The organism is Salmonella sp. SAL4457 (assembly GCF_046548235.1).
Lineage (GTDB): Bacteria > Pseudomonadota > Gammaproteobacteria > Enterobacterales > Enterobacteriaceae > Salmonella > Salmonella enterica.
The window spans coordinates 1-255 of record NZ_JBGDZO010000879.1 but is presented as its reverse complement, the minus strand read 5'-3'; the positions used below and the strand labels follow the sequence as shown (position 1 = coordinate 255).

Here is a 255-nt window from a genome sequence, read left to right as displayed (position 1 = left end):
CTTTTCTAGTGATCGCTATCCCGCGTTTTGATTGGACAAGTTTCGATTGGCTTCGTCATAGTCGGGGCTAGTTTGGCCGACTTCTGGGGCGATGGAACCGCTTGCAATCCATAATGCGTAATTAGGGAAAATTTGTACTAGGACGTCGATTTCTTCCGTGCTCACGCGAATCGCGCCTTTGCTGACGCTTTTCCATCTCTCGTAATCGCCCCCGTGAAGGCTGACCTTTTTGGGGCCGATTTTCTTGATTAATAG

1 pseudogene is annotated in these 255 nt (G+C 49.0%); it reads right to left on the bottom strand.

The features are described from left to right. Nucleotides 1-15: 15 nt before the first annotated feature. Nucleotides 16-255: pseudogene (locus tag ACLJNW_RS26715) on the bottom strand (hypothetical protein); the annotation flags it as partial.